We start from the raw sequence: 25686 nt of genomic DNA on the forward strand, positions 1-25686 counted from the left end.
AGTTATTCCTGAACGAACCCGAATATAAAGGCATACAATAAATTGATCTATTAAAAAATAGCGATTTCGTGACAACTCAGGCAAAAGCGTTTTTTTCCTGCCAAGCCCCTTTTAACTCGGTGTTGAGGCATCGTTATTGATTTTTACTATAGTATGTTGTAACTAAAATCATTGCGTGCAGCTCAGCCCTCTTGCCTGTTACGCACCACACAGACATAAAAAAAGCCGCATTTAGCGGCTCTTTTTACACAATGTTTCAGGTTCCGGTTCGGGAACGGCCTCACAGCCGCTGGTATCTTTATTTTTTAGCTCTTCGAGCGCGTCGGCGACGGTGCGCTTAGCCAGCACCTTAAGCGAGGCCTCTTCCGCCTCGTGAGCAATAGCTTTGAAATACCAACAGGCGTTAGCGCTCACCACGCAGCGTGCCGGCACTTCCGGGCGTGAGGCCCAGATTTTCTTATCCTCAATCACTGAGACATAGATATCACGCAGCGTGATTTGCTCGGCAGGACGGCCAAGGTGAATCGAGCCGGTACGCCCTAACGTGGAAACGATAATTCCATCGCGCGTCAGCGGCACCATCAGCTTACGGATAAAGCTTGGATTGGCTTCCAGACCATAGGCTAAAATAGCGCTGGTGGAACGTTTGCCCGACTGCTCCGCCATCGCTACGCTCAAAACCATCTGCAAAGCTGTCGGGAAGCGGTAATCTAACATTTCATCATCCTGAGTTGCGGTGAATCTTATTCTTTTTAGCACCGCGGCTGTGAAGAATCATGCGAAATAATATAACAAACACGGTTACTTTTATGAAGTCAGCCGCAGAGGCAAGGCACATAATCACAATTTTTCACCACTTTTAGTAGCAATATGCCGCCCTGCCGTTACGATGCCTGAGGCGTTGTTTGAGGCTGCGGCATGCGTATTTTCAGCAGCAGCGTCAGCAACACATTGATTAACGCCAGTGCGCACAGCAGCAGCAATGTCGCCTGCGCGCTAAAGTGCTGAAAAACCCAGCCGCCCATCAGCGGCGTAAGCGCCTGACCAATTAACGCCGGACGCGCCATACGCCCGACGACAACCGCATAGTCTTCCGGCTTTACCAGCGCCAGCGGCAGCGTTCCGCGCACGATCGCCCGTAAACCGTTGCCCGCACCGTAAAGCAGCATGCTGAGCATGGCCAGCTGGGGAAACAGCACCAGCATGATCAGCCCCAGCGCCACCAGACCCACGGAAAATAGCGTAGTCCAGACCGGATGCCCACGCCGAAATGCCATATCCAGCACACGCGAAGCCACCTGACACGGTCCCAATACGGCGCTAATCGCCAGCGCGGCGGCTAGCGTATGGCCCTGGCTTTGCAACAGCGTAATCAGCTGTACTGAAATGGCGGTCATAATCACCGATGCCAGGGTAAAAATGGCGCACAGCAGCCAGAAGAGATCCCGTGGTATGGCCTGCGGCTTGCTTGACGGCGTGGCGCTGCCCGCACTGATTTTTCGCCCGCCGCCTGGCGGTAACGCGAACAAATAAGCGGGAAACACGCTAATCAGCAACAGCGCAGCATAAGCAAAACAGGCTTGCCGCCAGCCCAGCCATTCAATAAGCAAGGCGCAGAACGGCCATACCAGCGTGGTACAGAAACCGGAAATCAACGTGATGCTGGTAATGGCGCGACGTGCCGTTGCGCCATACAGCGTGCCAAGCGTGGCGAACAACGCATCATACAGTCCCATCGCCATACCGATGCCGATAATGGCCCAGGCCAGCAGAAACAGCCACAGCGCATGACTAAGCCCGACCAGCGCCAGCCCAACAGCCAGTACGCTGCCGCTGGCGGCCAGCATTGAACGTCCGCCGGTGCGGGCGATAATCCGACCGCTTAGCGGTGCCAGCATACCGGACACCAGGATCGCCAGCGACAGTGCGCCATAAATCCATTGCTGTGACCAGCCGGTTTCCCGGCTCACCGGCGCGGCAAGCACCGCCATAATATAAAATGAGCCGCCCCAGGCAACGATCTGCACAGCGCCTAAGAGTATGATGCCGACCAGACCGGGGTAAGCGATTTTCTGTTGCAATCCGTGGCTCTCAGTTAGTTAGCGGAAGTTATGATCTCCAGCGCAGCCGCGCTGGCTTCATCATCTGGAATATAAACCATCAAGCGATCGCCATTACGCGGCGCCGACCACCAGTTATTTTGTCGCAAAGCCAGCCTGCCGGTTTGCGGATGAGAAAAGTATTTCACCCGGTTTTCAATGCTGCGCAGCTCATAACGTTGCCAGGTATCACGAAATTCATCGGAGCTGGCAAGCAGTTGCGCCAGAAAATCCTCCCAGTGCGGATCGCCCAGGTGTTCACCCATTTGCGCGCGAAACATCGCGACCATTTGCGGCATAACCTCATGCCAGTCGGCGACCGCGCTGCGCCATCCCGCGTGATTAAACGCCAGCCACATGCAGTTGCGTTGCGCTTCGGGCAGCGTTTCCACATCCACGTTCATCAGCCGTGCCCAGGCCTGGTTATGGCCCATAATGTCGAAGCGCTGATTTTGCACTACCGCAGGCAGCGGATTCAGGCTGTCCAGCATGATGCGCGTGTGAGCGGAAATTTTGGCGCAGGCTTTTGCGGCGCGGGTGGTGGGATGGGTCTGACCCGCCAGTCGAAACAGGTGTTCGGTCTCCGCCTCGTTACACTGTAACGCAGCGGCAATAGCAATGAGCGTTTTTGCGGAAGCCTTGATCTCTCTGCCCTGCTCCAGCCAGGTATACCAGGTGACACCCACGTCGGCCAGCTGCGCCACTTCTTCCCGCCGCAGGCCAGGCGTACGACGATGACGCATACGCGGAAGCCCAAGCCGAACCGGATCGAGGCTTTCGCGTCGGCTACGTAAAAAATCGCCTAACAGGCGGCTGCTGGATTTTTCCGGTGTTTCAGGGCGCGTGGCGAGCGGCATGGTGTTCTCTCTTTAGGCAGGCTGGTAGCGTTAATACCATGATAAGCAAAAACTGGTACCCGTTTAATCAATGGTTGATGCTAAGCCTCACCTGTTACAAAAACAAGAGATGCACGATGAATACCACAACATTAGGAAGAGCCGGGCTGGTGGTTTTGCTGGCCGGACAGCTGCTGCCAATGATTGATTTTTCCATTGTTAACGTGGCGCTGGATGCCATGGCCGCCAGCCTGCATGCCACCGCCATTGAGCTGGCGTTGATAGTGGCGATTTACGGCATCGCGTTTGCCGTCTGCCTGGCGATGGGTAGCCGCCTGGGCGATAACGTCGGCCGTCGCAGACTGTTTATCAGCGGCGTTTGGCTGTTTGCGCTGGCCTCGCTGCTGTGCGGCCTGGCAAGCAACGTCAAACTCCTGTTGCTGGCGCGGGCGTTACAGGGGATTGGTGCCGCGTTGGTCGTACCGCAAATTCTGGCTACGCTGCACGTCACGCTACAGGGGCGCGCCCATGCGCGCGCGATCGGACTGTATGGAGGGATCGGCGGACTGGCCTTTATTATTGGCCAGGTAATGGGCGGTTTTTTGATTGGCGCAAATATTGGCGGCTATGGCTGGCGCAGTGTATTTTTGATCAATCTGCCGGTGTGCCTGCTTATTTTACTTACCGCGCCGCGTTTTATTCCTGAGACCCGTAACGCTGAGCCGCTGCCGATCGATAAAGCCGGAACACTGCTGCTGGCGAGCGCTACCGGCAGTTTGATGGTGGCGCTGGCGCTCGGGCCGGTATTGCACTGGTCATGGCCGTGCCTGCTGTTGTTAATGCTGTTTCCCCTGCTGCTGGTTCAGCTATGGCGAACGGAAGTCGCTCTGGAAAAGCGTGGCGGTGCGCCGCTGCTGCCGCCAGCGCTGTTGCGCCTGCCCAGTATGCGTTTTGGCATCAGCCTGGCAGTACTGTTCTTTAGCTGCTGGAGCGGTTTTATGTTTGCCGTTGCGCTGACGTTACAGTCGGGCGTGGGCATGAGCGCCTTCTCATCGGGCAATGCCTTTATCGCGTTGGGCGCAACCTACTTTATTGTTTCCATCAGCTCGACGCGCATTGTAGAAAAACTGGGCAAGCGTCATACCCTGCTGCTGGGTTGTATGATTCAGATGAGTGGTTTACTGCTGCTGATAGCGACGTTTTACTATGGCTGGGCGGCGGTGGGCATTATCACGCTGATACCGGCGACCTCGATTATTGGCGGCGGTCAGGCGTTGATTGTCAGCACTTTTTATCGCATTGGCATGGCGGACGTGCCGACAAATTATGCCGGAGCCGGTAGCGCTACGCTGTCCACCGTGCAGCAGGCAGCTTTTGGCATGGGGCCGATGGCGCTGGGATCGCTGTTTACCCAAATGTTGCAGCAGGGAGATTATCGCCAGGCGGTGCTGGCTACGCTGGTCGCAGAGTGGCTGTTGATGTTGATTTTGTTGCTGCGCACGCTGTGGTCAAAACGTACCTTTGTAGCGTCGTGTCCGGTAACAAGTATGCTTAAGTAACCTTCAGGCCGGTATGTCCGGCCTTTTATTATTCATTGGTGAGATAATATTCTCTGCAATTTTTACAACGCGCAACCACTCATAAATATTGAAAAATATTAACAGGGTTTATTCAATTAATTTGACCTTGCCTTAGCCTTCCCGGAAATTAGCGTCTCATTTTTTCTGCACAGGCCATTCACAGCGTAACCCTCACCGCAAATTATCATTTAACTTATTGTTTTTAAATCATTTATAAAAAATACACGCCGGCCCAATTATTTTTATTGTCTCTCCATCTCTTCTGCTCTCTTTTTTATTTGGCTTTTTAAAAAAACTCACTATATTAAATAGCCATGTTGCAAAATATTACTTCAACAGTGAGTAACTCATGGGGCAATTCTATTACGTTAATACGAAGGCTGGTTCGTCGGGTATTTATCGGGTACATTGCGCCGACTGCCCTTCTCTTCCCTCTTTGAACGAACGTTTTTTCCTCGGCACTTTTTATGCGCCGCTTGATGCCATCAAGCAGGCAAGAAAATATTATCCCCAGGCGGAAGGCTGTAAAAACTGCTGCCCAACGCGAAAAAAGAAGAAAGAAACCGCTAAAAATCAGGAAAGCGCTGCGCCTTCCCCTTTTTGCTAACGTTTCTGGCCATCATGATGCGTGCAGGCTCTATCTGCACTGCACGCCTGTGCCTCGCCAGCGCCAGCCGCGTTGCCCGTTGCTGTTTGGCTCGGGCAAGCCTTAAACGATAATTTTTTTGCCGTACTGTTTCACTCTTGCCATAAATCGACCACAATAGTGATTAAATGTGATGTACATCACCTTTTGGCGATGCAACCATCAATTCTGTTAACACGTCTGGCATCCATTTATTCCTATGCAAACACCTGTTTCCCGTAAAACGGCCTGGCTACGCGTTGTACTGCTGGCGGTCGCAGCGTTTATTTTTAATACCACCGAATTTGTGCCGGTGGGGCTGCTCTCTGATATCGCCGCCTCCTTTTCTATGAGCACGCCGCAAGTGGGCATTATGTTAACCATCTATGCCTGGGTGGTGGCGTTGATGTCGTTACCGCTGATGCTGGCGACGCGGAATGTCGAGCGTCGCTTGTTGCTGACGGTGCTTTTCCTGCTGTTTACCCTGAGCCATGTTCTTTCACTGCTGGCGTGGAATTTCCCGGTGCTGGTGCTGTCACGTATCGGCATTGCGCTGTCGCACGCGGTGTTCTGGTCGATTACCGCCTCGCTGGCGATCCGCGTCGCCCCGGCCGGTAAGAAAACGCAGGCGCTCAGCATGCTGGCGACCGGCACCGCGCTGGCGATGGTGCTGGGCGTGCCGATTGGGCGCATTATCGGCCAGTATCTGGGCTGGCGTATCACCTTTGGCATGATAGGCGCATCAGCGCTGGTGCTGCTGCTGATGCTGATTAAGCTGTTGCCGAAGCTGCCCAGCGAGCATACCGGATCGCTCAGTAGCGTCCCGATGCTGTTTAAGCGTCCGGCGCTGGTCGGCATGTATTTGCTGGTTACGCTGGTCGTGACCGCGCACTATACTGCCTACAGCTATATCGAGCCGTTTATGCAGGTAATTGCCTCGCAGGGCGAGAACTTTACGACGTTTCTGCTGCTGATTTTCGGCACGGCGGGCATCGTAGGCAGCATTATCTTTAGCCTGCTGGGAAATAAGTTCCCTTCCGCGCTGCTGCTTAGCGCTATCGGGCTGATTACGCTGTGCATGGGATTATTGCTGTTTGCCGCCATTCATCCGGTAGCGGTTTCCGTGCTCTGCGTGGTTTGGGGCATGGGCATGATGACCATTGGCCTGGCGATGCAGGTGCGCGTGCTGTCACTGGCGCCGGACGCCACTGACGTGGCGATGTCGCTGTTCTCCGGCATTTACAATATCGGCATTGGTGCCGGTGCGCTGTTGGGTAATCAGGTCAGCCTGCATTTTAAAATGGCGGACGTTGGCAACGTGGGCGCGATCCTTGGCCTGCTGGCGCTGTTCTGGTGCATCTTTATTTTCCGGCGCTACCCACAGCTGCGCAGCAACGGTTAACCGTGAGCTGTCCTGATATCAGAATCCGCTATTCAGGACAGTTAACAGAAAAAATTTCAGGGGCCGATTGGCCCCTTTTGTTCGTTGCGCTGCGCTACAGAGCGTGACCTTGCCGGTTATTCCAGCCAGAACACCGGCTTCAGCGGCTGACTTACCGGGCTGTTATCGGCATTGGAAGGCATCAGCTCGCGCATTGAGGCCCACCAGCGTTGGCATACCTCGGTTTGCGCTATCGCGTCCCAGCGCGCTTCCGACTCGATCTCGACATAAGCGAACAGCAGGTGACGCTGCTCATCGAGAAAAATCGCGTAATGATGCGCGCCGTGCGCCTTTAATGTCTGCTCCAGCTCAGGCCAGACAGGCGAATGTCGCTGCTGATAGGCCGCGTGGCAGTCCGGGTAGACCTGCATCACAAAGGCTTTACGCAACATTGGCCGGCCCCGTATCCAGCGCAGCCTGCCACGGATTCACGTTAAAGCGTTTCCCCAGCGCGATCAGCTGCTCGGTAGTGATGCTCTGGCGCAGGCCGCCCATAGCGATCACCTTTACCAGCACCTCCGACGATTTCTCTGCGGTATCGATCAACCCGAAGGTTTCGTCCAGCGTCGGCCCCGCGCCGAAAATCCCGTGGAAAGGCCACATCACCAGGCTGTGCGATTGCATCTGTTTGGCGGTGGCGTCGCCAATCTCATCGGTGCCGGGCACCATCCAGGGTACGATACCTACGCCATCCGGGAACACCACCAGACATTCGGTGCTGCCTTCCCACAGCAGGCGGGTAAAGCGTGCTGAATCCAGCTCCACCACATAGCTCAGCGCCATAAAGTTGGTGGCGTGACAGTGCATAATCACGCGGTCGACGCCGTTGGTCAGCTGTTTACGCACGCTGTGCGACTGGAAATGAGAAGCTAGTTCCGAAGTCGGCACGCCGCCGTTTACCAGCCCCCAGTGAATTTTATAGGAGAGGCCCTGCTCATCCACCTGCAGCAGCGCCAGACAGTCCGCGGGATCGAGCTGAACGTTGCGGAAAAACTTGCCGGAACCGGTGACGATAAACCAGTCGTTAGCCAGCCCTGGCGCCGGATGACTCAGCTCAATGCAGCGCGGCTCCGCCACGAAGTCGTGCGCAAAAGCCGCGACCTCTTCTGGCAGCAGACGCATGGTTACGTTGCCGCCGTTGCGCTCATCCCAGCCTTTCAGCCACATATCGCTGGTGGCCTTTACCATTCCCTGCACAAACCAGGAAGATAGAATTGATTGCATAAGTCTCATCCTTACCGTTGACTGAGGATCTGTTCTTCATAATCGCGCACGTTGCGCAGCCAGCCTGCGTCCGCCGGGACATCGTGGCGCAGACAGTAACTTTCCCAAACCGCCTGCCACGGCAGCGATTTTTGTTCTTCCAGCAGCGCCAGACGCGTGGTGAAATCACCGGCGGCTTCAATCGTGCGCAGTTTCTCGGTTGGCTCCAGCAGCGCGCGCAGCAGCGCTTTTTTCGCGTTGCGCGTACCGATAACCCAGGCGGCAATACGGTTGATTGACGCATCGAAGAAATCGAGGCCGATATGCACCTTATCAAACAGCTTCTGGCGCACGATCTCATGGGCGATGGCCTGGGTTTCATCATCCAGCAGCACCACATGGTCGCTGTCCCAGCGTACCGGGCGGCTGACGTGCAGCAGCAGACGCGGCACATAGAGCATCACAGTAGAGATTTTGTCCGAGATCATTTCGGTGGGATGGAAATGGCCGGCGTCCAGCGTCAGCGCCGTCTGGCGGCTGGTGGCGTAACCCAGATAGAACTCATTGGAGCCGACGGTGTAGCTTTCCGCGCCGATACCGAACAGCTTGCTTTCGACGGCATCAATATGGTGCGCCGGATTGAGTTTTTCGCTCAGCACCTCATCCAGCGCCTGCATCAGTCGCTGGCGCGGCGCCAGACGATCCACGGTCAGATCTTTCATGCCGTCCGGCACCCAGATATTCATCACCGACGGCGTGCCCAGCTGCTCGCCGAACCAGGCGGAAACTTTACGGCTCGCTTTGCAGTGATCGATCCAGAATTGCTGAATCTGGCTATCCGCATGAGAGAGCGTAAAGCCGTCGGCGCTGAGCGGATGTGAAAAGCAGGTTGGGTTAAAGTCCAGCCCCAGCTGGCGCTCTTTCGCCCAGCTGACCCAGTTGGCGAAGTGCTGCGGTTCGATCTCATTACGATCCACCGGCCCGTCGCTTTCCAGATAGATGGCGTGCAGGTTAAAGCGCTTCGGCCCCGGAATCAGCCCCAGCGCGACATCAACATCGGCGCGCAGCTCCTGCGCATTACGGGCGCGGCCCGGATAGTTGCCGGTGGCCTGGATGCCGCCGGTCAGCGCGCCCTGCGGATTTTCGAAACCGCGAACATCGTCTCCTTGCCAGCAGTGCATCGATACCGGAATGGTATCCAGCTGCTGCATCGCGGCCTCGACATCGACGCCGTTATCAGCATAACGCTGTTTCGCCAGTTCAAAAGCCTGTTCTGTAAGCCTGGTCATAAGCATAGTTCCTTACGCGGTTGTTTCAGCGCCTGAAAACGCGACCAGCCGTCGGTTAGCGCGCTGTCTGAGATGGGTTGAATAAAATGAGACGGAAAATTTTGCGCCACGCAGCGACGGAAAGCGTCAACGTCCGCCATTTCGCCGTGCGCAATCAGCTGGCTGCCGACGTTGCCCAGCGTCGAGGCTTCGATCGGGCCGACGCTTACCGGTAGCTGACAGGCGTTGGCGCAGAGCTGATTCAGCAGCGGGTTTTGGCTGCCGCCGCCGACAATATGCAACCGCTTAAAGGCGGTGCCGCGCAGTGCGGCCAGCTCCTCGCTGACCTGACGATAAAGCAGCGCCAGGCTATCGAAAATGCAGCGCGCCAGCGCAACCGGGCTGTGCGGTATCGGCATCAATTGTTCGGCGCAGGCGTCCTGAATCTCCCGTACCATGCTGGCCGGATTGATAAAACGCGCATCGTTGGCGTCAATAATCGCCAGGCAAGCGGGATAATGCGTGGCTTCATCAATCAGGGCGCAAAGGTCATTGATTTGCAGTTCATCGCAGACGCGCTGCAGCAGCCACAGCCCCATGATATTTTTCAGCACGCGATAGCGCCCTTCCGCGCCCCCTTCATTGGTGATATTGGCCGCCAGCGCAGCGCCGTCGTTAAACGGCGTGCGGCTTTCAAAGCCCAACAGCGACCAGGTGCCGGAGCAAAGATACGCTTCATCAATATCGGTGAGCGGCGTCGCCAACACGGCGCTGGCGGTATCGTGCGTGGCGACGGCGACAACCGGAATACGCACGCCGCTGCGGCTTTGCCATTCGCCGACCGGCGCGCCAGGCAGTTGCGGCTTGCCAAACCATTCGGCGCGCGCGCCCGCCCAGTTCAGCAGCGCGCTATCCCACTCGCCGGTGGCCAGGTTCAGCAGTTGCGTGGTGCTGGCGTTGGTGTATTCCCAATTCAGCTGACCGGTTAAACGGTACTGCAAATAATCAGGGATCATCAGGGCGTGCGCGACGCGATCCCGCAGTTCAGGATGCGCCTGGCTAAAGGCGCGCAGCTGATAAAGGGTATTAAAAGGCAGGAACTGAATGCCGGTGTGCTGCCAGATAACATCGCGGCCCAGCTCGCGCTGCGCCTGCGCCATCAGCCCGTGGGTACGCTTATCGCGATAGGAGACCGGCAGGCCGACGCGTTCGCCCGCCTGGTCAAGCATGATCATATCCACGCCCCAGGTATCGATGCCGATGCTGTCTGGCACCACGCCGCTGGCCAGCAGCTGCTCCAACCCTTCCCGAATCGCCTGCTCCAGCGCGTCGATATCCCAGCAGTCATAGCCGTCAATCTGACAACGTTGATTAGCAAAGCGGCTCACCTGCTCCAGCGTTAACGCCTGGCTATCAGGCTGGTAGCGCGCCAGCATAATACGGCCGCTGGAGGCGCCGAGATCGATAGCAACAAAATTACGATGGCTCATAAGATTCGCTTCCTGATGAAACATGCTCACCAGTGTAAAAAGCTGTGAATTCCGCACCTTGCTGACAGTGCCAATGTTTCTATCCGGCTGGCAGGGGCGTCAAGAAGGACGTGAAGCAGCTCACAAATCCACTTTTCCCTGCCGCCGCAATGGGATGTGACCCTTGCCGCAATTTTGAAGATTGCCCGCTATTTCTGGAAAAATTAACCGGTTAACCCTGTTTTGCGGTGCAAAATTCAAGGTAAGTTAGGCGCGCGCTGACTAGTATCGGTCGCACAGAGGCAAACGAGGACGCATCATGACCGTATTACACAGCGCCGATTTTTTTCCGGATGGCGATCTGCCGATAGCGATTGAACCGCGCGCGCCGCAGGGCGTATTTCCTGAGCATCATCACGACTTTCATGAGATCGTGCTGGTGGAACAAGGCGCCGGTATTCATATTTTTAACGGTCAGCCTCAGTCGTTGTGCGGCGGCTGCGTCTGTTTTGTCCGCGATCACGATCGTCATCTCTATGAGCAGACGGAGAATCTTTTTCTGACCAATGTGCTGTGGCGCGGCCCGCAGGCGTTTCGTTACCTTACCGGGTTACAGGATTTGCTGCCGCAGGAGCGCGATGGTCGTTATCCTTCACACTGGCGCATCAGTAACCGGGTCATGACGCAGGCCAGAGCGCTGGTGGCGCAGCTGCAGGTGGCTGAGCACAGCGATGCCACCGCGCAACGTGTGCAGCAGGAGCTGACCTTTATGCAGCTGCTGGTGCTGCTGCGTCAGGGCTGCCGCGAGCAAGAGAGCGATGCGCAGGAGGCGCGCCTGCTGCGGCTGCTGGACTGGCTGAATGAACATTACAGCGAAGATATCGACTGGGATGCGCTGGCCGATCGCTTTTCGCTGTCGCTGCGCACCCTGCACCGTCAGCTTAAACAGCAAACCGGCAGCACGCCGCAGCGCTACCTTAACCGGCTGCGTCTTTTACAGGCGCGTCACCTGCTGCGCCACAGTGAAATGCGTATTACCGATATTGCGTTTCAGTGCGGCTTTGGCGACAGCAATCACTTTTCAACGCTGTTTCGGCGCGAGTTTGGCTGCGCACCGCGCACCGAGCGGCAACAGATGTGGTAACAGGAGAGAGCATGGGGTTAACGCTGGCGAAGGCGGACTATTTTCCCTCAGAAGCGATGCCGGTGGCGGTGGCTGACCGTGCGCCGCAGCCCTCTTTCCCGCCCCATCGTCATGAGTTCAGCGAGATTGTGATCGTCTGGCGCGGAAACGGCCTGCATGTGCTTAACGATCGCCCGTGGCTGGTCACCTGCGGCGATCTGTTTTATATCCAGCACAGCGACTGCCATAGCTATGAATCGGTTAACGATCTGGTACTGGATAATATTCTTTATTGCCCGGAGCGCTTTCGCCTCGGTCTGGACTGGAGCCAGCTGTTGCCGCTGGATGACGTCGACTATCGCGCCCACTGGCGCTTAACCACGCGTGGTATGGCGCTGGCGCGCGGCGTGATTGTTCAGCTGGAACAGGAGAGCCGTAAAACCGATCTGCTCTCCATGCAGCTGGCGGAGGCGCTGTTTTTGCAGCTGGCGCTGATCCTGCGGCGCCATCGCTATGTGGCGGAACGGGCGGGCGAATTGCCGGAAGGCGAGCAGCTTGATTTATTGATGTCCGCGATCCAGGCCAGCACCGCCCGCCCCTTCGATCTCGCCGCCTTCTGTCAGCATAACCGGCTCAGCGAACGCGCCTTGAAACAGCTGTTTCGTCAGCAAACCGGCATGACCATCGGCCATTACCTGCGTCAGCTGCAGCTCTGTCAGGCGAAATATCTACTGCGCAATACGGCGTTAATGATTGGTGAAGTGGCATCCCGCTGCGGCTTTGATGACAGCAACTATTTTTCCGCTGTGTTTACCCGTGAAACCGGTTTTACCCCCAGCGCCTGGCGTCAACGCTTTGAGCGTATCAGCGAGCCGCAGCCGCTTACAGCGCAGCTAAAATAGTCATTTTCGACTGTTACGCGCCACGCCTGACGCGCGGCTGTTCTTGCTAACACACTAACAGGTTAAAGGCGGCCTGACGCTACTGCCAGGCCGCCCGCTGGTTAACCGGCCATGCCCATGCCGACGACGTTCGCCGCCAGAATAATCACCAGGCATCCCACGGAAAGCACCCTGACCGGACGACGTCCTACCGCGTGCCACTCTTTCATCAGTAAGCCAACGATACCGCCGCACAGTACATACAGGCTCATATGCAACATCCAGCTGACAAAGTCATACTGCGCCGGAATATTGGCGTGGCCCCAGGCATAGAAGAAGAATTGCAGATACCACATCAGGCCGCCGAGCATGGCAAAGGCAGCATTTGCCAGCAGCAGCGGCTTCGCCAGCGACAGGTCCGCTTTGAGCGACAGCGAGGGCTTCACCGCCAGCCGCACAAAACAGTAGGCCAGGTTAACCAACGCCCCGCCGCCCATGATCACCACATAGCTCGGCAACGCCACGTAGAGCGGACTGACGCCCGCAGCGGCAGCGGCTTCATGCATCGGTTTTGCCGCATCCATCGCAAATGACATACCAGCGGAAAAGATGCCGCACAGCACCGCCAGCACCAGTCCTTTTTTCAGGTTGAACTCTTCTGCGCTGATGCCCAGCGCGCGCTCTTTCAGGAAACCCGCGCGGGAGACGATGATCACGCCAACCAGCGCAATCAACACGCCCAGCAGCGTCATGCGGCCACCGGCGGAGCTGAACAACACCATAAACCGACCCTGCAACAGCGGCGTCATCAGCGTCCCGACCACCAGCGTAATACCGATGGCGATGCCAATCCCCATCGACATACCGAGATAGCGCATGGTTAAGCCGTAGTTAACGTTGCCGATGCCCCACATGGCGCCAAACAAAAACACCGGCAGCAGCTGCGACAAACTGAACTGTTGAAAGTATCCCCAGAAATCGGGCAGCAGCACCGCGCTGACGGCCCAGGGTAATATTAACCATGACATGATGCCGCCCACGGACCACATGGTTTCCCATGACCAGTTTCTGACGCGTTTAAAAGGGGCATAAAAACAGGCGGCGCTGGCGGCACCGACCAGATGCCAGAGAATGCCGGCAAGGATTGCGTTGTTCATCGTTATTCCTTAGTAAGGTTGAGGCCAGCAGGAGAAGTTGCTCCCGGGTAACGCGAGTCTAAAGAGTTCATTTCCCTGGCAGCCTTTCGCTCACTGCCCGCCTGCTGTCCCCAATGGCAAAAACCAGCAAATGCCCGCGATAGCGATCACAAATTCACCACTCCATGCCTGTTGCGCGTCCGATGGCCGTTTCGTGGCTAATTCCTTGCTGTAAAGGGTTATTTCAGCTTCTGCCAGCGGCGTCAGCCCGATCCCTGTATTTTTGCCAGTTGGTTAAAAAGCGTGGCACTCAGCGGAAGGTGAAAAGGTTATATCCAGGTCAGGGTGGTGACATTAAACACTTTCATATCTTTTTATTAACCAGAAAAAGCAGAATTGATAACGGAGAGCGGGCGCATGGCAACCATTCAAAAACAAATGTATATCGACGGTGAATTTCAGTCGCATCAGGGCGCATGGATTGAGGTGATCAACCCGGCGACGGAAGCCGTTATTGCGCAGGTGCCGGAAGGCAGCCGCGAAGATGCCCAACGCGCTATCGATGCGGCTGAAGCCGCGCAGCCGCAGTGGGAGGCCCTACCTGCGGTGGAGCGCGGCGTCTGGCTGCATAAAATCGCCGCCGCCATTCGCCAGCGCGAGCCGGAACTGACCGCAACGATTGTGGCCGAAGGCGGTAAAACGCAGGGGCTGGCGCAGACCGAAGTGCTGTTTACTGCTGACTACCTTGACTATATGGCGGAGTGGGCGCGCCGTTATGAAGGCGAAATCATCCAAAGCGATCGCCCCAACGAGAACATTTTTGTGTTTAAGAAAGCGATTGGCGTCACCACCGGTATTTTGCCGTGGAACTTCCCTTTCTTTTTGATTGCGCGTAAAGCTGCTCCCGCGCTGATTACCGGCAACACCATTGTGCTGAAGCCCAGCGAAGTGACGCCGCTCAACGCGGTAATTTTTGCGGAGATCGTGCAGCAGGTGGGATTGCCGAAGGGCGTGTTTAACATTGTTTTCGGCTATGGCCCGGTGGTCGGTCAGGAGCTGGCCGCAAATCCGAAAGTCGGGATGGTCAGCCTGACCGGCAGCGTCAACGCCGGTATTCAGACCATGACGGCGGCGGCGCAAAACGTCACCAAAGTGTCGCTGGAGCTGGGCGGCAAAGCACCGGCGATTGTTATGGATGATGCCGATCTCGATCTGGCGGTCAAAGCGATTGTCAGCTCGCGCATCATTAATTCCGGCCAGGTGTGTAACTGCGCCGAACGCGTCTATGTGCAGGAAGGGATTTATGATGCCTTTATGGCGCGCCTGACTGAGGCCTTCAGCAAAATTACCTGCGGTAATCCGGCGGAACAGCACAACGTTGATATGGGTCCGCTGATTAATGCCGCCGCCCTGCAACGTGTGGAAGAGAAAGTCGCGCATGCGCTGCAACAGGGCGCTCAGCTGGTGACCGGCGGTAAGCGCGTCGGTGAGACCGGCTACTTCTTCCAGCCCACTATTCTGAGCAACGTAAAGCAGGATATGGCGATTATGCAGGAAGAGATCTTTGGTCCGGTGTTGCCCATCGCCACCTTCCGCACGCTGGACGAGGCGATCGCGCTGGCTAACGACAGCGAATATGGCCTGACCTCTTCGCTTTATACGCAAAACCTGAACACCGCGATGCGCGCGCTGCGTCAGTTAAAATTTGGCGAAACCTATATTAATCGCGAAAACTTTGAGGCGATGCAGGGCTTTCATGCTGGCTGGCGCAAGTCAGGCGTTGGCGGTGCGGACGGGCGTCACGGCCTGGAGGAGTATCTGCAAACGCATGTTGCCTATTTGCAGTTTAACTAAGCAGTAAGCGAAGAACGCGCGGCGTAATATACCCCGCGCTTTATTACTTACCATTGCGCCCCGACGCTGCCGTTAAGTGACGTTGTCACTCAAATTTAAGCGCATCGCTTAAGGCGCAACCAGACTACCGCGCAGCGGAGGGAAACAACGCTGCTCGCCGCGAATCAGCTGCAACGCCCGCTGAGCCAGCATATCCAGCGGCCACGCCATCTGCGGCATATCCGGCGCGCCGACCACCGGCACCGCGCCGTCGAGGCTGAACACCATCACTTCCTGCGGCACCTGACGCTGATAGCGGCGCAGCAGCGCGATCGCCTCGCGGCTTTTGATATAGTCGGTGACCAGCAGCGCATCGAACGCGGTATGGCGATTGATCAGCGCCTGCAGCGCAACGCTAACTGACTCCTCCTGCCCGCAAATCAGCTGACGATTATAGGGCAGCGCCGCCCCCTCCAGCGCCGCACAATAGCCTGCCAGCACCTGCTCCGCCGCCTCGCCGTGGCTAAAGTTAAACAGCACGATTTTGCGCCGCTGCTGGCTGAAAAGGTAATGGCAGGCGGTGAGGCTGGCAAACTGATAATCGATCGCCAGCTGCGGCCCATCGCCGCCGTCGAGGCAATCGATCAGCACCGCCTGTTTCGCTTCTGGCGGCAGCGCAAAGCGCGCGCCCACCACCATCACCGCATCGCAGCGGCCCGATCCCAGCTCCTCCATCGCCTGCGCGACCGCCGGCGCGCTGTTGGCAAAGCGCAGCAGCAGATGCTGGCCATCCTGACTCAGCGCCTTCTCCAGCGCCTGCAAATAGCCGGTAGCCTGCTGCACATGCTCCGTGGCGCAGATAACGCCGATACAATGCGTTTTCTGATAGCTCAACGACTGCGCAATGGCGTTGGGCTTGTAATTCAGCTTCTCCACGGCGCGCAGCACGGCGTCACGGCTCTCTTCCCTGACGCCGCGGCTACCGCTAAGCACCCGGGAAACGGTCGCTTTTGATACTTTAGCCAGGCGCGAAACATCATTAATACTCGCCATAGGGGTGCTTATCTCTCTGCTCAATCGCTGTTTTGCGTAAACCCATGCTCGCTGGCTACGCGCGCAAACCACTCACCGCTTTTTTTCACGCGACGCTGCTGGCTGTCAAGATCCAGCTGTACAAAACCATAACGATTTTTATAAGCATTGCTCCATGACCAGTTATCGATAAAGGTCCACATATGGTAACCCAGACAGTGCGATCCCTCCTCCAGCGCCCGATGCAGCCAGATAAGATGTTCGCGCACAAAGTCGATGCGGTAATCATCTTGAATCTGCCCGTGCTGCTCAAAGCGCTGCTCATCCTCTACCCCCATGCCGTTTTCTGAGATAAAACAGCGCGGATTGCCATAATGCTGACGCAGATTGGTAAGAATGTCATAGATGCCTTTTTCGTAGATCTCCCAGCCGCGATACGGGTTCATTTTACGCCCCGGCATCGCATAGTGATCGAAAAACCACTCCGGCATAAACGGGCTGTGCGGATTCACCAACGAATCGCGGCATTTTACCCGCCGTGGCTGATAGTAATTAATACCCAGCAGATCAACGCGTCCTTCCGCCAGCAACGCTTTATCGCCGGGCTGACACGCCGGTAGCTGCTGATGTTGCTCCAGCAGCGCGATCAGCTCCGCCGGGTAGTGGCCCAGCAGCGCCGGATCCAGAAAGCTGCGGTTAAAGAAGAGATCGGCGATCCGCGCCGCCTTCTCATCCTCTGGATGCGCGGAGCGCGGGTAAGAAGGCGTCAGGTTAAGGATAATGCCGATTTCACCCGGAAATTGCCCTTCCCGGAACAGCTGTACCGCACGCGCATGCGCCAGCATCGTATGATAGGCCACGGTCGCCGCACGGCGAAAATCCACCACGTTTGGGTAATGGAAGTCATACAAATAACCGCCCTCAACCGGCACAATCGGCTCGTTAAAGGTAAACCAGTGCGTGACCCGATCGCCGAACAGGCGAAAACAGGTTTGCGCATACTGCGCATACGCCTCAACCACTTCGCGATTTTCCCAGCCGCCCGCCCGCTGCATCGCCATTGGCATATCAAAGTGGAACAGGTTGATAAAGGGCGTAATGCCCTGGCTGAGCATTTCATCGATGATCTGATTATAAAAGCGTACCGCTTCCGGATTGACCGCGCCGCGCCCGTCAGGAATTAAACGCGACCAGGCGATAGAGGTGCGGAAGGTGTTGTGCCCCAGCTGCTTCAGCAAGGCGATATCTTCGCGCCAGTGCTGATAAAAACCGGAGGTCTGCGCGGGCCCTACCTGGCGATGAAAACGGGTCGGCGCTTCGGCAAACCAGCGATCCCAGACGGTTTCACTTTTACCAAAGTTCAGGCTTTCGCCTTCGGTCTGGGGCGCGCTGCTGGCGCTGCCCCACCAAAAGTCTGCGGGAAATTGATAATGCATCCTGTTGCTCCTTAAGGGGTTTGCAATCCGGCACCGGGCGCCGTTGCGCTTTGATTCGCCTGCGCTTCCTGCTGTAACAGGCTGCGCTCCCACGCTTTGACAAACGGCAAATAGATCAGCGCGGAAAGCGTCATACAGAACAAACACATAATGACCGGACTAAACGCCCAGTTTGCTGCCCACGAGGCGCCAATCGGCGCAGGCGTGGTCCAGGGCGCCATGGAAACCACCTGAGCCACCCAGCCCAGTTTGGTTGCGGTCCAGGCGAAAACGGCATTAATCATCGGCACAAAAATAAACGGCAGGAAAAACAGCGGGTTCATAATGATCGGCATGCCGAACAAAATCGGCTCATTGATGTTAAAGCAGCTCGGCACGATGCCCATTTTGCCGATGGTGCGTAAGTGCGCCGCCCGGCTTTTCAGCAGCAGAAACGCCAGCGGCAACGTCGAGCCAACGCCGCCAATCAACAAATAGAAATCCCAGAAGCCCATCAGGTAGGTATGCGGCAGCACCTGCCCCGCCTCCAGCGCCGCCTGGTTAGCGGCCAGGTTGGTGAGCCAGAACGGATTCATAATCCCGGTAACGATCAGCGCGCCATGAATCCCGGCAAACCACAGAATCTGGCAAATCAGCACCGACAGCAGCACCGCAGGCAGGGAATCGGAGGCGGAAACCAGCGGCTGTAACAGATGCATAATCGCCTGCGGGATGATCATGCCCGTCCACGAAGCGACCAGTAAATTAAGGGGATGCAGCGTAGCGACAATCACAATGACCGGGATCAAAATTTCAAACGATCGCGCCACGCCGGTGGGCACCTCTTTCGGCAGGCGGATGGTGATATTTTTTCTTTTCAGCAGCGCATAGATTTCGCTGGTATAAATGGCGGTCAGGATAGCGGTAAAGATGCCCTGCCCGGAGAAATAGTCGGTGGCGATTTTGCCATCCTGATAAGGCGCGGCCACCAGCAAAAAGCCCATAAAGGCCAGCAGACCGGTCATCACCGGATCGAGCTTATAGTGCCGCCCCAGGCTGGCGCCGATGCCAACCGAAATAAAAAAGGTCATCACGCCCATGCTGAGATAGTACGGCAGCATCAGCTGATCACGATGGCGCAGGGAGAAATCAAGCCAGCCGCGCGCGAAGCCCCACTGACTGTCGGCGGCGAAAGGCGGGAAAATAAATACCAGCATAAACGAGCCGATAATCATAAACGGCAGCGCGGAAACAAAGCCGTCACGGATAGCGATAACATGGCGCTGCTGGCCAACCGCACCGGCCAGCGGAGTAATCTTGCGCTCAATGATATCGATTAAGCCCTGATAAAGTGACGCCATCATGCCACTCCTTTCTGCTCGATCAGCTGTAGCGCGTAATCCAGCACTTTATCGCCGCGCATGGTGCCGTAATCCATCATGTTGATGGTGGCCACCGGGATGCCCTGGTTAACCGTTTTCGCTGCCAGGCTCTCCTGCATATATTTTACCTGCGGCCCCAGCAGCACCACGTCGTAATCGGCAAAGCGTTCATCAAACTCGGTGGCGCTGAAGGCGGCGATGTCCGCTTCCAGCCCGCGCGCTGCGGCTTCATCCTGCATTTTTTTCACCAGCATGCTGGTGGACATTCCGGCGGAACAGCAAAGCATAATTTTATACATGACCTTTACCTTCTCACGGTTTCGACCTGTCTATAGGAAACAAAACGGAAACCGGTTTCCATAGCAGGCGTATGGTTTTGCGAGAGAGTTCATGAATTGCGAGCAGGAAAAAGAGTGGGCTGTGATTTTGTTCACGAATATATTTAAATCCAGGGACACTAAAGCAGAGCAAAAACCCATTACTGCCTACTGCGCAGAAAATGGCACACAGGCATAAATAAAGAGGCCTGCCGTGATGTCCCTGGATAAATAAAACGTTATTAATCGGTGTGCTTAGCTGGTATGACACTCCCTGCAGCACCAATAACAACCATTAACGGGCTTATATCCTTTCATTTTCGCCTTGCTTACTGCATCCCGACAATGATTAAAATTACCTAAATGCTCCCGGTTGGTTACTAATGGTAGTTTTGTACAATTTTCGACATGAACCTCATGGTCGCCCTGCGCATCCTTTGTAGTATGTACATAATAATTAGCCATTTAACAATCTCCATGTGTTTGCGTATTCGCACAGAGATATTAATACCAATCGGTTTTCACCCAATGACAATGATCAATTAAATTTAACATTACATGCAGGTTTAAACCTGCACATCACGAATTAACAGGACACATTTAACCTTCTGGCTTGCCTCATCAGCTTTTATGCTCAATCAAAACACATGGCTGAATTTATCCCCATTACGCCGTTTTTTAACACGTGACGATTGATAACCTATTAATTTAACAACCTCTATCGGGCATAGATTGCGCTTTTAAGTAGCAGGATAAATTATTATTTCCCAGGTAATAAAAAAGTAAATAATTACACCTGCAAATATTGCGACAACAGGCGCGGGATATTACCCGCGCCTGGCTTTAGTCAGTTTGTCGCGCCTCGCCAATTAGGGTTTCAAATCGACCTGATAAAAAATGTGCTTGCCGAAAGGATCGATTTGATAACCCACGACTTCCTTGCGTACCGGCTCGAACAGCGTGGAATGGGCGATCATCACGGCGGGCGCCTGCTCGTGCATAACCTGCTGCGCCTGCTGATAAAGCTGGATGCGCTTGCTGTGATCCTGCTCGACGCGCGCCTGATTGATCAACTTTTCAAACGGCTGGTAGCACCATTTAGCCGAGTTCGAACCGCCGTTAGCAGCGGTACAGCTAAACAGCGGGCTAAAGAAATTATCCGGATCGCCAGTGGCGGTGGTCCAGCCCATCAGCGCCGCCTGATGCTCGCCGTTTTTCACCCGCGTAAGGTATTCGCCCCATTCATAGCTGACAATCTGCGCCTTGATGCCTACTTTGGCCCAGTCCGCCTGGATCATCTCCGCCATGCGACGGGCGTTGGGATTATAGGGGCGCTGCACCGGCATCGCCCAGAGATCGATAGTGGTGTCCGGTTTGATGCCCGCCTGCGCCAGCAGCTGCTTTGCCTGCTCCGGATCCCATGCGTAATCCTGTAGCGTGCTATCGGCGCTCCAGACATCGGGCGGCAGCAGGTTTTTCGCTACGCTGCCAGTGCCATGAAAAATCGCCTCAATAATGGCCGGTTTATTGATCGCCATGGTAAGCGCCTGACGCACTTTGACATTATCCAGCGGCGGCTTTTGCGTATTAAACGCCAGGAAACCGGTATTCAGTCCCGATTTTTGCATCAACACCAGATCCGGGTTTTGCTCGATGCGCGGCAGATCGGCGGGATTCGGGAACGGCATCACCTGACATTCATTTTTTTCCAGCTTGGCATAGCGCACCGAGGCGTCAGGCGTAATGGTAAACACCAGCCGATCCAGTTTCGCCTTGCCCTGCCAGTATTCAGGGAAAGCTTTATAGAGAATGCGTGAATCTTTTTGATACTGCATCAGCTGGAAAGGCCCGGTGCCGATGGGATCGCGGTCAACGCGCTCCGGCGTACCCGCCTTTAGCATTTTATCGGCATATTCAGCGGAATGAATGGACGCGAAATACCACGCCAGATCGGCGAGAAACGGCGCTTCAGCATGAGCCAGCGTAAAGCGCACCGTATGCGCATCCACTTTTTCTATCTTTTTGATAAGGGTGGCGAACTCGAGGCTCTCGAAATTGGCGTAGGTGCCGCCAGAGACGTTGTGATAAGGATTGTTGCTATCCATTTGCCGCATAAAGGAAAAAATCACGTCGTCAGCGTTCAGATTGCGCGTCGGCTTAAAATATTTATTGCTATGAAATTGCACGCCCTGACGCAAATGAAACGTATAAACCGTGCCGTCGGGGCTGATATCCCAGCGTTGCGCCAGGCTCGGTTCCAGCTCGGTAGTGCCGGTTTTAAACTCCACCAGCCGGTTAAAAACCGGCACGGCGCTGGCATCCACGCTGGTGCCGGAGGTGTAAAGCTGGGGGTTAAAGTTTTCTGGCGATCCTTCGGCGCAATAAACCAGCGTTTTCGCCGCTGCCGCCGTGCTGAACAGCATCATTAGCGCTACGCCCGTTACGGTTTTTTTCATCTCCGTCCTCGCTTTTAGTTGACTTAATCCGCTGGCAATGTGTAAAACAATTTAACATCTGGTTAATAAATAACATGTTTTCTCCCACCGCAGAACCATTAATCATCATTAATAAGGAAGCGCTATGAACAGCAGGCTGGCCCGCCAGTTAACCGACCGCTTTTACCGCTATCTCGCCGTTAGCAGCCAGAGCGATGCCGCGGCGCGCACGCTGCCCAGCACGCCGGAGCAGCATCAGATGGCGCGTTTGCTGGCCTCAGAGCTGGAGGCGCTCGGCCTGCAGCAGGTGGAGATCGATGAATATGCCACCGTTACCGCCGTCAAGCCCGGCAGGCGCAGCAACGCGCCGCGTATTGGCTTTATCACCCATATCGATACCGTTGATGTTGGCCTGTCGCCGCATATTCATCCGCAAACGCTGCGCTTTACCGGCGCGGATCTCTGCCTGAATGCGCAGCAGGATATCTGGCTACGCGTTAGCGAACATCCCGAAATCCTGCCCTACCGCGACCAGGAAATTATCTTCAGCGACGGCACCAGCGTGCTGGGCGCGGACAATAAAGCGGCGGTCAGCGTAGTAATGACGCTGATGGAGAACCTTAACGGCGATCATGGTGACGTGGTGGTGGCCTTTGTGCCAGATGAAGAGATTGGCCTGCGCGGCGCAAAAGCGCTGGATCTGGAGAAGCGCTTCAAGGTTGATTTCGCCTGGACTATCGACTGCTGCGAACTGGGCGAAGTGGTTTATGAGAACTTTAATGGCGCGGCGGCGGAGATTGTATTTACTGGCGTACCGGCTCATCCGATGTCGGCAAAAGGCGTGCTGGTAAATCCGTTGCTGATGGCGCACGACTTTATCGCCCTTTTCGATCGCCAGCAGACGCCGGAGCATACCGCCGAACGCGAAGGCTATATCTGGTTTAATGAAATCAACGCTCACGCCCGCGAGGCGCGCTTAAAAGCCTCAATTCGTGATTTTGATTTAACCCGCTTTAATCAGCGCAAACAGCAGATTGTTGACGCGCAACAGCAGATTGCCGCCCGTTATCCCACCGGCAAGGTGGCCGTGACGATAAATGATATTTACAGCAATATCAGCAACGCCATTGGCGACGACCGACGCGCGATCGATCTGATTTTTACCGCGCTGGCGGAACTCGATATTGAAGCGAAAGTGATACCGATGCGCGGCGGCACCGACGGCGCGGCGCTGTCGGCCAAAGGCTTGCTGACGCCCAACTTTTTTACCGGCGCGCATAACTTTCACTCGCCGTTTGAGTTCCTGCCGGTTCCCTCGTTTGTAAAATCGTATCTGGTGGCGGAAAAGCTCTGCTACCTGGCGGCCAAATAAAACCAACGGTCACCCACGGGTGGCCGTTTTCTGAAGGCTTTTCCATTATACAGAAGCGATCCGTTAGCGCGTTTTTAACAAGCAGAGCGCCTGTGCGCCCGCCTGCAACGTCGCCTCATCTTTGGCAAAACAGAGTCGGATAAGCCGGTTATCGGTGCCATCACTATAAAATGGTGACAGCGGTATGGTGGCGACGCCGTGCTCGATAATCAGCCGCTTCACCATCTCGCTATCGCTCTCCTCGCTAAAATGGCGATAGCTGGCCAGCATAAAAAACGAACCGGCGGTGGGCAGCAGTTCAAACGGTGACTCCTGTAGCAGCGATGCCAGCAGATCGCGCTTCTGCTGATAGAATCCCGCCGGTGAATGGTAGTGAGACGGCTCGCGCAGCCAGCGGGCGAAGGCAACCTGCATTGGCGTATCAGCGGCATACCGCAAGAGCTGATGCACCTTGACCACCTCCGCCATTAACGCCGCAGGCGCCAGGCAATAGCCGACGCGCCAGCCGGTGACATGAAAGGTCTCGCCGAAAGAGGAAACGATCACGCTGCGCTGCGCCAGTTCTGGGTGGGTCGCCATGCCATGATGCTGTCTTCCGTCGAACAGCAGATGTTCATATGTCTCATCAGACAGCACGATAATGTCACTGTTGCGCGTTAGCGCCGCGAGCTGCGCCAGATCGCCAGCGCTCAGCGCCTGACCGCCAGGATTATGCGGCGTGTTAATAATGATCATCCGGGTACGCGGCGAAATGGCGGCGCGTAGCGCATCCCAGTCGATAGTAAACTGCGGTACATTCAGCTTTAGCGCCACCGGCGTGGCGCCCTGCAACCGTATCACCGGCGCGTAGCTGTCAAAGGCAGGCTCGAAAAAAATCACTTCGTCACCGACATGCACCAGCCCGGTAATGGCGGCATACAAGCCTTCGCTGGCACCGGCAGTAATCAGGATCTCACTGGCGACATCATAGGTCTGCCCATATAGCGTCTTTACCTTTTCCGCCAGCGCCTCCTTTAACGCAGGGTGGCCGGTCAGCGGCGCATATTGATTATGTCCGGCGAGCATCGCCTGATTAACGCAGGCAATCAGCGCTTCATCACAGGAGAAATTAGGCGCGCCCTGCGCCAGGTCGATCGCATTATGTTGTGCAGAAAGTTGTTCGATCGCGCTAAAGACGGTGGTGCCGACATCCGGCAATTTTGAACGATGCGTTACGCCTGAAGACAAAGTCATTCCCTACCCCAATGAATAAATATACATAATAATTATATATCCATTCAAACCGAGCCATCCTGTCACAGCAAGCGAATTGTTGTCATAATAGTTATGCGTAAAACTCATTGCTTAGGGTTATCTTATGGTGAATCAACCGCTGCCGCTGAATGCCATTCATGCCTTTCTGGTTACCGCCCGCCATCTTAATTTAACGCGTGCCGCCGATGAACTCTGCCTGACGCAGGGGGCGGTCAGCCGTAAAATCGCTACGCTGGAGCAGTGGCTGGGTTTTGCGTTGTTTGAACGTCACGCGCGCGGCCTGCATTTAACCGTACGCGGCGCGCTGCTGCTGCCGCAGCTGAAACAGGGTTATGAGCTGATGCAGAGCGCCACGGACCAGGCCCGTCAGCCAGATGATGTGCTGCGTTTACGCGCGCCAAGCTGTTCTATGCGCTGGCTGTTGCCTAAGCTGGTTCAGCTGGAGCAGCAATATACCGACCTGCACGTTAAGTTGACCACTATCCTGGCACCGAATGAGCAACTGGAAAACTTCGATGCGGCCATTGTCTACGGCAACGCACCGCCGGGCAGCCATCCGCTGTTTGAAGAGCAGCTGACACCGGTGTTAGCCAAAACGCTGCTGGACGATAAGCCGCTGACCGTGGCCGATCTCGCTAACTTTACTTTTTTGCATGCCACTAATGACGAGCGCGACTGGCAACTGTGGCTGCATGCGCAAAAGGTTGAACTGGCGATGCGGCGTAATCAGCACTTCACGACCATGGATTTAGCGATCGGCGCGGCGATTCAGGGGTTTGGCGTAGCGATGGCGGATATTACGCTGGTGAAAAGCGATCTGGCGGCACAGAGGCTGATCGCGCCTTTTGACGCGGCGGTGAAAACCGGTGCGGCTTACAGTTTAATCAGTCGGGAAGGAAAAGAGACGCCACCGCATCTTGCGACGCTGGTGGCGTGGCTCTGTCAACCTGATTAGCCAGGGCGCGCGCCCTGGCTACGGGCGTGC

21 protein-coding genes are annotated in these 25686 nt (G+C 55.8%); 7 read left to right on the top strand and 14 right to left on the bottom strand.

Translation table 11 applies throughout. The annotated features are described in order from the left end of the window. Positions 1 to 231: 231 nt before the first annotated feature. The 3 genes from oqxR to J2X14_RS04375 form a co-directional block, all read right to left on the bottom strand. Positions 232 to 717: an efflux pump transcriptional repressor OqxR gene (oqxR, locus tag J2X14_RS04365; RefSeq protein ID WP_352409960.1), complete on the bottom strand. Its 486-nt coding sequence runs from the start codon at positions 715 to 717 to the stop codon at positions 232 to 234. A gap of 167 nt (positions 718 to 884) precedes the next feature. After that, complete coding sequence (locus J2X14_RS04370) at positions 885 to 2081, bottom strand: MFS transporter (RefSeq protein WP_352409961.1); 1197 nt, start codon at positions 2079 to 2081, stop codon at positions 885 to 887. A 14-nt stretch (positions 2082 to 2095) separates the two neighbouring features. Further along, positions 2096 to 2956, bottom strand: a complete 861-nt coding sequence (locus tag J2X14_RS04375) for a helix-turn-helix transcriptional regulator (protein WP_352409962.1) — start codon at positions 2954 to 2956, stop codon at positions 2096 to 2098. Between the two features lie 116 nt (positions 2957 to 3072). Between J2X14_RS04375 and J2X14_RS04380 the strand changes: the two genes are divergently transcribed. Continuing rightward, on the top strand, positions 3073 to 4494 hold the full coding sequence (locus J2X14_RS04380; protein WP_352409963.1) for an MFS transporter: 1422 nt from the start codon (positions 3073 to 3075) through the stop codon (positions 4492 to 4494). Between the two features lie 866 nt (positions 4495 to 5360). Continuing rightward, the gene (locus J2X14_RS04385; RefSeq protein WP_352409964.1) at positions 5361 to 6542 is read left to right on the top strand and encodes a sugar transporter; all 1182 of its coding nucleotides are present in this window, start codon (positions 5361 to 5363) and stop codon (positions 6540 to 6542) included. Positions 6543 to 6658: 116 nt separating this feature from the next. Here J2X14_RS04385 and rhaM read toward each other — a convergent pair whose 3' ends face one another. From rhaM to rhaB, 4 genes are read right to left on the bottom strand one after another with little or no spacing between them, the layout of a single operon-like run. Further along, on the bottom strand, positions 6659 to 6973 hold the full coding sequence (gene rhaM, locus J2X14_RS04390; protein WP_352409965.1) for an L-rhamnose mutarotase: 315 nt from the start codon (positions 6971 to 6973) through the stop codon (positions 6659 to 6661). Beyond that, on the bottom strand, positions 6963 to 7805 hold the full coding sequence (gene rhaD / locus J2X14_RS04395) for a rhamnulose-1-phosphate aldolase (RefSeq protein WP_352409966.1): 843 nt from the start codon (positions 7803 to 7805) through the stop codon (positions 6963 to 6965). The genes rhaM and rhaD overlap by 11 nt, the downstream gene beginning before the upstream one ends. A gap of 11 nt (positions 7806 to 7816) precedes the next feature. Next, on the bottom strand, positions 7817 to 9073 hold the full coding sequence (locus J2X14_RS04400; RefSeq protein ID WP_352409967.1) for an L-rhamnose isomerase: 1257 nt from the start codon (positions 9071 to 9073) through the stop codon (positions 7817 to 7819). Next, on the bottom strand, positions 9070 to 10542 hold the full coding sequence (gene rhaB / locus J2X14_RS04405) for a rhamnulokinase (protein ID WP_352409968.1): 1473 nt from the start codon (positions 10540 to 10542) through the stop codon (positions 9070 to 9072). Before rhaB ends, J2X14_RS04400 begins: the two co-directional genes overlap by 4 nt. Before the next feature lie 298 nt (positions 10543 to 10840). On the opposite strand from rhaB, the gene rhaS reads away from it, so the two are divergent. After that, positions 10841 to 11665, top strand: a complete 825-nt coding sequence (gene rhaS / locus J2X14_RS04410) for an HTH-type transcriptional activator RhaS (protein WP_352409969.1) — start codon at positions 10841 to 10843, stop codon at positions 11663 to 11665. A gap of 11 nt (positions 11666 to 11676) precedes the next feature. Continuing rightward, positions 11677 to 12546, top strand: coding sequence for an HTH-type transcriptional activator RhaR (rhaR, locus tag J2X14_RS04415; RefSeq protein WP_352409970.1), 870 nt, complete (start codon positions 11677 to 11679; stop codon positions 12544 to 12546). Positions 12547 to 12647: 101 nt separating this feature from the next. On the opposite strand, the gene rhaT is transcribed toward rhaR, so the two are convergent. Next, a complete protein-coding gene (gene rhaT / locus J2X14_RS04420; RefSeq protein WP_352409971.1) occupies positions 12648 to 13682 on the bottom strand; it encodes an L-rhamnose/proton symporter RhaT in 1035 nt (344 codons plus the stop codon). Positions 13683 to 14078: 396 nt separating this feature from the next. Between rhaT and aldA the strand changes: the two genes are divergently transcribed. Beyond that, a complete protein-coding gene (aldA, locus tag J2X14_RS04425; RefSeq protein ID WP_352409972.1) occupies positions 14079 to 15515 on the top strand; it encodes an aldehyde dehydrogenase in 1437 nt (478 codons plus the stop codon). A 108-nt stretch (positions 15516 to 15623) separates the two neighbouring features. Here aldA and J2X14_RS04430 read toward each other — a convergent pair whose 3' ends face one another. The 5 genes from J2X14_RS04430 to J2X14_RS04450 form a co-directional block, all read right to left on the bottom strand. Beyond that, on the bottom strand, positions 15624 to 16547 hold the full coding sequence (locus J2X14_RS04430) for a LacI family DNA-binding transcriptional regulator (protein ID WP_352409973.1): 924 nt from the start codon (positions 16545 to 16547) through the stop codon (positions 15624 to 15626). Between the two features lie 20 nt (positions 16548 to 16567). Continuing rightward, complete coding sequence (gene gmuD, locus J2X14_RS04435) at positions 16568 to 17962, bottom strand: 6-phospho-beta-glucosidase GmuD (RefSeq protein WP_352409974.1); 1395 nt, start codon at positions 17960 to 17962, stop codon at positions 16568 to 16570. A gap of 11 nt (positions 17963 to 17973) precedes the next feature. Next, the gene (locus J2X14_RS04440) at positions 17974 to 19302 is read right to left on the bottom strand and encodes a PTS sugar transporter subunit IIC (RefSeq protein ID WP_352410147.1); all 1329 of its coding nucleotides are present in this window, start codon (positions 19300 to 19302) and stop codon (positions 17974 to 17976) included. Next, positions 19302 to 19622 (bottom strand): PTS sugar transporter subunit IIB, encoded by a 321-nt coding sequence (locus tag J2X14_RS04445; RefSeq protein WP_352409975.1) that lies wholly within the window; start codon positions 19620 to 19622, stop codon positions 19302 to 19304. Before J2X14_RS04445 ends, J2X14_RS04440 begins: the two co-directional genes overlap by 1 nt. Positions 19623 to 20509: 887 nt before the next feature. Further along, positions 20510 to 22096, bottom strand: coding sequence for an ABC transporter substrate-binding protein (locus J2X14_RS04450; protein WP_352409976.1), 1587 nt, complete (start codon positions 22094 to 22096; stop codon positions 20510 to 20512). 124 nt (positions 22097 to 22220) lie between these two features. Here J2X14_RS04450 and pepT point away from each other — a divergent pair, with 124 nt between their 5' ends. Further along, a complete protein-coding gene (gene pepT / locus J2X14_RS04455) occupies positions 22221 to 23447 on the top strand; it encodes a peptidase T (RefSeq protein WP_352409977.1) in 1227 nt (408 codons plus the stop codon). Positions 23448 to 23510: 63 nt separating this feature from the next. On the opposite strand, the gene J2X14_RS04460 is transcribed toward pepT, so the two are convergent. Further along, complete coding sequence (locus J2X14_RS04460) at positions 23511 to 24680, bottom strand: methionine aminotransferase (RefSeq protein WP_352409978.1); 1170 nt, start codon at positions 24678 to 24680, stop codon at positions 23511 to 23513. A 124-nt stretch (positions 24681 to 24804) separates the two neighbouring features. On the opposite strand from J2X14_RS04460, the gene J2X14_RS04465 reads away from it, so the two are divergent. After that, positions 24805 to 25656 (top strand): LysR substrate-binding domain-containing protein, encoded by an 852-nt coding sequence (locus tag J2X14_RS04465; protein ID WP_352409979.1) that lies wholly within the window; start codon positions 24805 to 24807, stop codon positions 25654 to 25656. Positions 25657 to 25686: the final 30 nt, after the last annotated feature.

Source organism: Mixta sp. BE291 (assembly GCF_031457955.1).
Classification (GTDB): Bacteria; Pseudomonadota; Gammaproteobacteria; order Enterobacterales; family Enterobacteriaceae; genus Mixta.